General features: G+C 57.5%; 8 protein-coding genes and 1 tRNA gene. 2 read left to right on the forward strand and 7 right to left on the reverse strand.

Going from position 1 to position 7,618, the window contains the following annotated elements; translation table 11 throughout:
• Nucleotides 1-4 precede the first annotated feature (4 nt).
• From secD to queA, 4 genes are all read right to left on the reverse strand, one after another.
• A complete protein-coding gene (gene secD, locus EIY72_RS02490) occupies nucleotides 5-1,873 on the reverse strand; it encodes a protein translocase subunit SecD (protein ID WP_093226558.1) in 1,869 nt (622 codons plus the stop codon).
• A gap of 64 nt (nucleotides 1,874-1,937) precedes the next feature.
• Nucleotides 1,938-2,273, reverse strand: coding sequence for a preprotein translocase subunit YajC (gene yajC, locus EIY72_RS02495; RefSeq protein ID WP_007956696.1), 336 nt, complete (start codon nucleotides 2,271-2,273; stop codon nucleotides 1,938-1,940).
• Nucleotides 2,274-2,316: 43 nt separating this feature from the next.
• Nucleotides 2,317-3,432 (reverse strand): tRNA guanosine(34) transglycosylase Tgt, encoded by a 1,116-nt coding sequence (gene tgt, locus EIY72_RS02500; RefSeq protein WP_162250580.1) that lies wholly within the window; start codon nucleotides 3,430-3,432, stop codon nucleotides 2,317-2,319.
• 14 nt (nucleotides 3,433-3,446) lie between these two features.
• Nucleotides 3,447-4,496, reverse strand: a complete 1,050-nt coding sequence (queA, locus tag EIY72_RS02505; protein ID WP_093226563.1) for a tRNA preQ1(34) S-adenosylmethionine ribosyltransferase-isomerase QueA — start codon at nucleotides 4,494-4,496, stop codon at nucleotides 3,447-3,449.
• A 105-nt stretch (nucleotides 4,497-4,601) separates the two neighbouring features.
• Here queA and EIY72_RS02510 point away from each other — a divergent pair.
• Nucleotides 4,602-4,686 (forward strand) — tRNA-Leu (locus tag EIY72_RS02510).
• 150 nt (nucleotides 4,687-4,836) lie between these two features.
• On the forward strand, nucleotides 4,837-5,166 hold the full coding sequence (locus tag EIY72_RS02515; protein ID WP_093226565.1) for a hypothetical protein: 330 nt from the start codon (nucleotides 4,837-4,839) through the stop codon (nucleotides 5,164-5,166).
• A gap of 713 nt (nucleotides 5,167-5,879) precedes the next feature.
• Here EIY72_RS02515 and EIY72_RS30020 read toward each other — a convergent pair.
• The 3 genes from EIY72_RS30020 to EIY72_RS02530 form a co-directional block, all read right to left on the reverse strand.
• Entirely contained in the window at nucleotides 5,880-6,182 is a 303-nt protein-coding gene (locus EIY72_RS30020; protein ID WP_197678805.1) for a hypothetical protein, read from the reverse strand.
• A gap of 14 nt (nucleotides 6,183-6,196) precedes the next feature.
• Complete coding sequence (locus tag EIY72_RS02525; protein ID WP_132680099.1) at nucleotides 6,197-6,580, reverse strand: hypothetical protein; 384 nt, start codon at nucleotides 6,578-6,580, stop codon at nucleotides 6,197-6,199.
• On the reverse strand, nucleotides 6,577-7,618 hold a 1,042-nt coding region (locus tag EIY72_RS02530; RefSeq protein WP_132680100.1), incomplete at its 5' end, for a PAAR domain-containing protein. The genes EIY72_RS02525 and EIY72_RS02530, both read right to left, overlap by 4 nt.

Genomic DNA, 7,618 nt, shown 5'->3' on the forward strand with positions numbered 1-7,618 from the left:
CCCCTTAAATCCACAACTTCTTGAAGTCACGACCGCCGAAGATCAGGTTGACCATCGCGCGGGTCACCATGATGGCCGTGAACATCGAGGTAAAGATCCCGAGGGACATGGTCACTGCGAAGCCCTTGACCGGGCCGGTGCCCATGGCAAAGAGGATGCCGCCGACCAGCAAGGTGGTCAGGTTGGCGTCGAGAATCGCGGTGAATGCCCGGCCGAAGCCTTCGTTAATTGCACGCTGCACGGTCATGCCCGCGGCGATCTCTTCACGAATCCGCGAGAAGATCAGCACGTTGGCGTCGACCGCCATACCCATGGTCAACACGATACCGGCGATACCCGGCAGGGTCAGCGTTGCACCCAGCAACGACATCAACGCCAGCAGCAGCACCATGTTCACCGCCAGAGCGACGGTGGCGATGATGCCGAAGAAGCGGTAGATGGCGATGATGAACAGCGAGACGAACAGCATGCCCCACAGCGATGCATCGATACCCTTGGTGATGTTGTCGGCACCCAGGCTTGGACCAATGGTGCGCTCTTCAGCGAAGTACATCGGTGCGGCCAGACCACCGGCACGCAGCAGCAGCGCCAGTTCCGAGGATTCGCCCTGGCCGTTCAGGCCGGTGATGCGGAATTGCGCGCCCAGCGGCGACTGAATGGTCGCCAGGCTGATGATCTTCTTCTCTTCCTTGAAGGTCTGCACCGCCACGTCTTTCTCGACACCGTCGACCAATTGCTTGGTGTAGGTGGTCACAGGACGCTGCTCGATGAAGATCACCGCCATGCTGCGACCCACGTTCGAACGGGTGGCACGGTTCATCAGCTCGCCGCCGTGACCGTCCAGACGAATGTTCACTTCAGGGGTGCCGTGCTCGCCGAAGCCAGCCTTGGCGTCAGTCACCTGGTCACCGGTGATGATCAGGCCACGCTCGATCTGTGCCGGCGGACGCTTGCCTTCACGGAACTCGAAGGTCTCGGAAGTAGCTTTCGAAGCACCAGGCTCGGCGGCCAGACGGAACTCGAGGTTGGCCGTCTTGCCCAGGATACGCTTGGCTTCTGCGGTGTCCTGTACGCCCGGCAGCTCAACCACGATGCGGTTGGCGCCCTGACGCTGAACGATCGGCTCGGCAACACCCAGCTCGTTGACGCGGTTACGCACCGTGGTCAAGTTCTGCTTGATGGAGTATTCACGGATTTCCGCCAGCTTGGCCGGGGTCATCGCCAGACGCAGCACCGGTTGACCATTGAGGTCGGCCGGTACAATGTCGAAATCGTTGAAGTTCTTGCGGACCAGTGCACGGGCCTGTTCGCGGGACGCTTCATCAGAGAAGCCCAGCTGGATGGCACCGTTGAGTTGCGGCAGGCTGCGATAGCGCAGTTTCTCTTTACGCAACAGGCTCTTGACGTCGCCTTCGTAGACTTTCAGGCGGGCATCGAGGGCTTTGTCCATGTCCACTTCCAGCAGGAAGTGCACACCACCGGACAAGTCCAGACCCAGCTTCATCGGGTGCGCGCCGAGGCTGCGCAGCCATTGCGGGGTGGTTTGTGCCAGGTTCAATGCAACGACGTAGTCATCACCCAACGCCTTGCGCACAACGTCTTTGGCTGGCAGTTGATCTTCAGCCTTGACCAGGCGAATCAGACCACCCTTGCCGCCGGTCGTCAGCGTCGCCGCCTTGACGGCAATGCCGGACTCCTTGAGCGCCGTGCTTACACGATCCAGATCGCCCTGATTGACCAGCAGCGCAGTGCTTGCACCGCTGACCTGAATGGCCGGGTCATCCGGGTAAAGATTGGGAGCGGAATAAATCAGACCGATCGCCAGCACCGCCAGGATCAGAATGTATTTCCACAGAGGGTATTTGTTCAGCATCACGCCGCCCGCTTATGACGCGGGGCGCCTTGCGCGCCCCGTCGATTGAGTATGAAGTTGAAACTTAGATCGCTTTGAGCGTGCCTTTTGGCAGCGTGGCAGCGATGGCGCCTTTCTGGAATTTCATTTCGACGGTGTCGGAAACTTCCAGAACGACGAAATCGTCTGCAACTTTGGTGATCTTGCCGGCGATGCCGCCAGTGGTCACAACTTCGTCGCCCTTCTGCAGGCTGCTCAGCAGGTTCTTCTGCTCTTTGGCGCGCTTGGCCTGTGGACGCCAGATCATCAGGTAGAAGATGACCAGGAAGCCGACCAGGAAAATCCACTCAAAGCCGCCGCCCATAGGAGCTGCCGCAGGGGCTGCAGCGTCTGCCATGGCATTAGAGATAAAAAAGCTCATTTAGCACTCCAGTTGCAAATGTTGAATCTTGGGGTCAGAAAACTCAGTCCAAAGGCGGAACAGGTAACCCGCGTTTGGCGTAGAAGGCATCGACAAAGGCGGCCAATGTACCCTGTTGAATAGCCTCGCGCAAACCAGCCATAAGCACTTGATAATGGCGCAAGTTATGGATGGTATTGAGCATGCTCCCCAGCATTTCGCCGCACTTGTCCAGGTGATGCAGATAAGCGCGGGAGAAGTTCTGGCAGGTATAGCAATCGCAGGTCGGATCGAGCGGCGAATCATCATGGCGATGGAACGCGTTACGGATCTTCAGCACGCCGGTATCAATGAACAGATGCCCATTGCGGGCATTACGGGTTGGCATCACGCAATCGAACATGTCCACACCGCGGCGCACACCCTCAACCAAGTCTTCCGGTTTGCCAACGCCCATAAGGTAACGAGGTTTGTCAGCCGGCATCATGCCCGGCAGATAATCCAGCACCTTGATCATCTCGTGTTTCGGCTCGCCCACCGACAGGCCGCCGATGGCTAGGCCGTCAAAACCGATCTTGTCGAGGCCTTCCAGGGAGCGCATGCGCAGGTCCTGGTGCATGCCGCCCTGGACGATACCGAACAGCGCGGCGGTGTTGTCGCCGTGGGCGTTTTTCGAGCGCTGGGCCCAACGCAGCGACAGTTCCATGGAAATGCGCGCCACGTCCTCGTCAGCCGGGTACGGCGTGCATTCGTCGAAAATCATCACGATGTCCGAGCCCAGGTCGCGCTGGACCTGCATCGACTCTTCCGGGCCCATGAAGACCTTGGCGCCGTCAACCGGGGAGGCGAAGGTCACGCCCTCCTCCTTGATCTTGCGCATGGCGCCCAGGCTGAACACCTGGAAACCACCGGAGTCAGTCAGAATCGGGCCTTTCCACTGCATGAAATCGTGCAGGTCGCCGTGCTTCTTGATCACTTCCGTGCCCGGGCGCAGCCACAGGTGGAAGGTGTTGCCCAGAATGATTTCGGCGCCGGTGGCCTCGATATCCCGCGGCAGCATGCCCTTGACGGTGCCGTAAGTGCCCACCGGCATGAAGGCCGGGGTCTCGACGGTGCCACGGGGGAAGGTCAAACGACCGCGACGAGCCTTGCCGTCAGTAGCAAGCAACTCAAACGACATACGACATTGGCGACTCATTCTTTGTCCTCTGGGCCACGTGGTGCGGGGTTACGGGTGATAAACATCGCATCACCGTAGCTGAAAAAACGGTACTCGTTGTCGACGGCGGCCTTATAGGCGGCCATGGTCTCGGGATAACCGGCGAAGGCCGAGACCAGCATCAACAAGGTGGATTCCGGCAAATGGAAGTTGGTGACCAGGGCATCGACCACATGAAACGGCCGGCCCGGGTAGATGAAGATGTCGGTGTCGCCACTGAACGGCTTGAGCACGCCATCGCGGGCGGCGCTTTCCAGGGAACGCACGCTGGTGGTCCCCACGGCCACCACACGACCACCGCGAGCGCGGCAGGCGGCCACGGCATCGACCACGTCCTGGCCGACTTCCAGCCATTCGCTGTGCATGTGGTGATCTTCGATCTTCTCCACGCGCACCGGCTGGAAGGTGCCGGCACCCACGTGCAGGGTCACGAACGCCGTCTCGACGCCCTTGGCCGCGATGGCCTCCATCAGCACCTGGTCAAAATGCAGCCCCGCCGTCGGCGCCGCCACCGCGCCCAGACGCTGGGCGTAGACGGTCTGATAACGCTCGCGATCTGCGCCTTCATCCGGGCGGTCTATATAAGGAGGCAACGGCATGTGCCCGACGCGGTCGAGCAGTGGCAACACCTCTTCAGTGAAGCCCAGCTCGAACAACGCATCGTGACGCGCCAGCATCTCGGCCTCGCCACCGCCGTCGATCAAAATCTTCGACCCAGGCTTGGGCGACTTGCTGGAACGCACATGGGCCAGCACGCGATGACTGTCGAGCACCCGCTCCACCAGGATTTCCAGCTTGCCGCCGGAAGCCTTCTGGCCAAACAGCCGCGCCGGAATCACCCGGGTATTGTTGAACACCATCAAGTCGCCAGGGCGCAAATGCTCCAGCAAATCAGTGAATTGACGGTGTGCCAGGGCGCCGCTGACCCCATCCAGGGTCAACAGGCGACTACCGCGACGCTCGGCCAATGGATGGCGGGCAATCAGCGAATCAGGAAGCTCGAAAGTAAAGTCAGCAACGCGCATGATGGGGTTCGTCTAGCAGGGCCGGGAAGTCTAGCGGAAATATCAAAAATTCTCCATGTACCTGATTGACCAGCGGTTATCTCATCTTTATACTCCGCGGCCATTGCCCTGATGGCGGAATTGGTAGACGCGGCGGATTCAAAATCCGTTTTCGAAAGGAGTGGGAGTTCGAGTCTCCCTCGGGGCACCAAAATCAAGAAAGGTCTTGCTTAGCAAGGCCTTTTTTTTCGCCTGCGATAAAGTGGCAGACACCCCACCGATCTGTAGGAGCCAGCATGCTGGCGATGCTTTTTTCTCTTCATTCCCTAGGTCAGTAAAACACTCATCAAGGATTCCCCCCATGGAACAACACCTGGAAACCGTCGCCCTCTTCTCCCTGAAACTGGCTTACGAGTCGGAAGGCTCGAGCCCGATTCTGCGCGATGACCTGGTGATGGGGGATTATCAGCGGGATGTGTTTGAGTTGCTGGTGCGACGGGGGGATGTGGCGGGGATTCAGGTGAAGGTGGGGGAATGTGTGGGGTTGGCGTTGGAGGCGGTTGGAGGGGTGGGGAAGCCGTTGGGGCGGGAGTTGGGGAGGTTGGTGGGGGAATTTGCCGGGATTCAGGCGATAGAGCTGCTGAATGCCCCGCTCGTTGCGCTCAAGGATTATCTGAAAGACATTCAATGAGTGAAGGTGGACGGCCTAATCGGGATCGTCCACTTGCCTGACGCTGCCATTAAAGGTCAAAAATCTTCACGATGGCCCAGGCGGAGAACAGTGCCCACACAAGCCATGACAGGCTCTGCCACAAGAAAACCAGCTTGCGTTTGATTGGCATTGGAAGGTTCTCTATGTCCTCAGCACAGATAGTTCCGTTTTCGATACATCTACCTGGCGCCGAGACGTAAAGGGCAATGCTGCTGAGCATCCATAACCGTCCCCATGGCCTCCGTGTCGCGACGAGGCGAGAACGATAATTGCCGGGCTGTTTTTCAGGTGCCCAAAGAGTACATCCGCCTTGGTGTAGGCCATATGAAGTGCCACTACTAGCCAAACGAAGAGCAATAGGAATATTAAGCAACCGAGGGTAGCGACTATCATCGTTGCGTTAGTCACCTCGTTGCCTCATAGATAACGTCCCCCAACCATTCTCCAAATCCGCTACCTAATGCCCCTCCCACCAAGGCCCCTGTCCCTACCGCAACCGCAACCGCAACCGCAGTGCATACTCCGGTGCCCAGACCACCATTAGTGACCCCGAGAGCAATGCAGAGCATTCTTGCGTTCTCAGCTGATAACTTCGCACCTATGGCGGCACCACCCATGATTCCGCCACCAAAGTTACCGGCCTCAGTGAATCTGATTCGCTCGCATGCTTCGGTATTTCCCGCCATACATACCTACTGCACCTTCACGGCCGATGCACCTCCGCCGACAGCAGTGCCCAGCCAACCGCCGTATTGAACGTATTTAGAAGCCTTCGACACACCTTCAAGATGGGTGGCATATTCTGGTACTTGCCCGGCGGGACTGGCACCGGCCCAGTGGTGGACCAGACTTTGGCTTGAGATGCCCAACATTTTTTTCAGATTAATATGTTGAGGAAACCCAATTCCCTTGCGAGTCAGTGCCGTCATATGGCTGTTGAGCTGCGCGAGCTTCCTCCATCGTGTGGCATAAGAAAAAACCAACTGCGGCGCCACCGAATCTTCACCAGCTATTTGAGCGCTCCTGATTTCCATAATGCGACTAGTAAGGTCATGACAGTAAATGACACAACTACACTCCATTGCAACATAACTAATTTCCATTTTAGTGAACGGGGAAAACCTTCAAAATCCTGCACACTTAGAACGCCGTGCTTAATAAAAAAACCTGGGAAGGTAAGTACCATGCAAGCGCTTCCCACTAGCTGAAGCCTTCCCCAATAACCTTTATGTATGCTTACAGAATTAGATATGCTTGGGGAGCTATTCATGAAATGCGCTAATAACAACTCTTTTTTCGCATACCCCAAGTGCAATGCATAGCAGTTGCCGGCAAGTACAAATACAAACGCCAGGCCACACAAGCCGCCAGCAGTTATTTCTGCAGTAGTCATTTGGTCGACTCGTAAATCGCTTCGCCTATGAACTCGCCACTCATTTCTCCCAATATCCCCCCCGCAATTGAGCCAGCGCCAACCGCAACGATACTGCAAGCAAGGGTTAGAGCGCCGCCGGTTGGGACTCCCAGAGCAACGCACAGGGCTCCGACTACCGGCGCGGTTAATATCCTGCCTGTGGCCACGCCAGCGGCCACTCCTACCGTGAAACTCCCTGACTCAGTAAGCCGGATATGTCTACACGCTTCGCTATTTCCCGCAGCACACACATCCTGTACCTTCGCGGCCGACGCCCCGCCACCAATGGCGGTACCGAGCCAACCACCGTACTGAATGTATTTAGAAGCTTTCGACACACCTTCAAGATGGGTGGCATAACCTGGTATTTGCCCGGCGGGACTGGCGCCGGCCCAGTGGTGGACCAGACTTTGGCTTGAGATGCCCAGCATTTTTTTCAAATTAATATGTTGAGGAAACCCAATTCCCTTACGAGTCAGTGCCGTCATATGGCTGTTGAGCTGTGCGAGCAAACGCTGGCGCTCTGCAAAAAAACCAGGCGAGTGCAGATGCCCGTCTCGTTGCAGCGTCGTCTGTTGCAGAGCCTCAAGCTCACGCAAGGCATTGCCTACGCTGTCCAAGTTGTTCTTGAAAATACTCGCCCCCACACCGATGGTTTGCGAGCCATAAGTCAAAAAGTCCTGAATAACCTCCCGGTGTTGCACCATGAAATCCGCCTCTTCCGGTCTGAGGGTTTCGAGGATCTGATTGGTCCTGGCCGCCACGCCCATGAGCAGGGCTTCTTCAAGGGTGCACTGGTAGTTGCTGGGGTCGCTCAGCACAATCATCGAGCCGGCCTTGACCTCGTGCCGGTAAGGATTGAGCAGTTTGAATTTGCCCATCACCGCCGCGTCGCGCAGGGTGAACAGGTCGGCTTCGAGTTGTTCGCGGGTGGTGCTTTTCGGAACGATGTAGAAGCCGGGTTCTTCGGCTGTGGCACTGCCGAGGGGCACGGACCTGGGTGTGCTAGAAGCGGAC

The organism is Pseudomonas vancouverensis, from assembly GCF_004348895.1.
Taxonomy (GTDB): domain Bacteria; phylum Pseudomonadota; class Gammaproteobacteria; order Pseudomonadales; family Pseudomonadaceae; genus Aquipseudomonas; species Aquipseudomonas vancouverensis.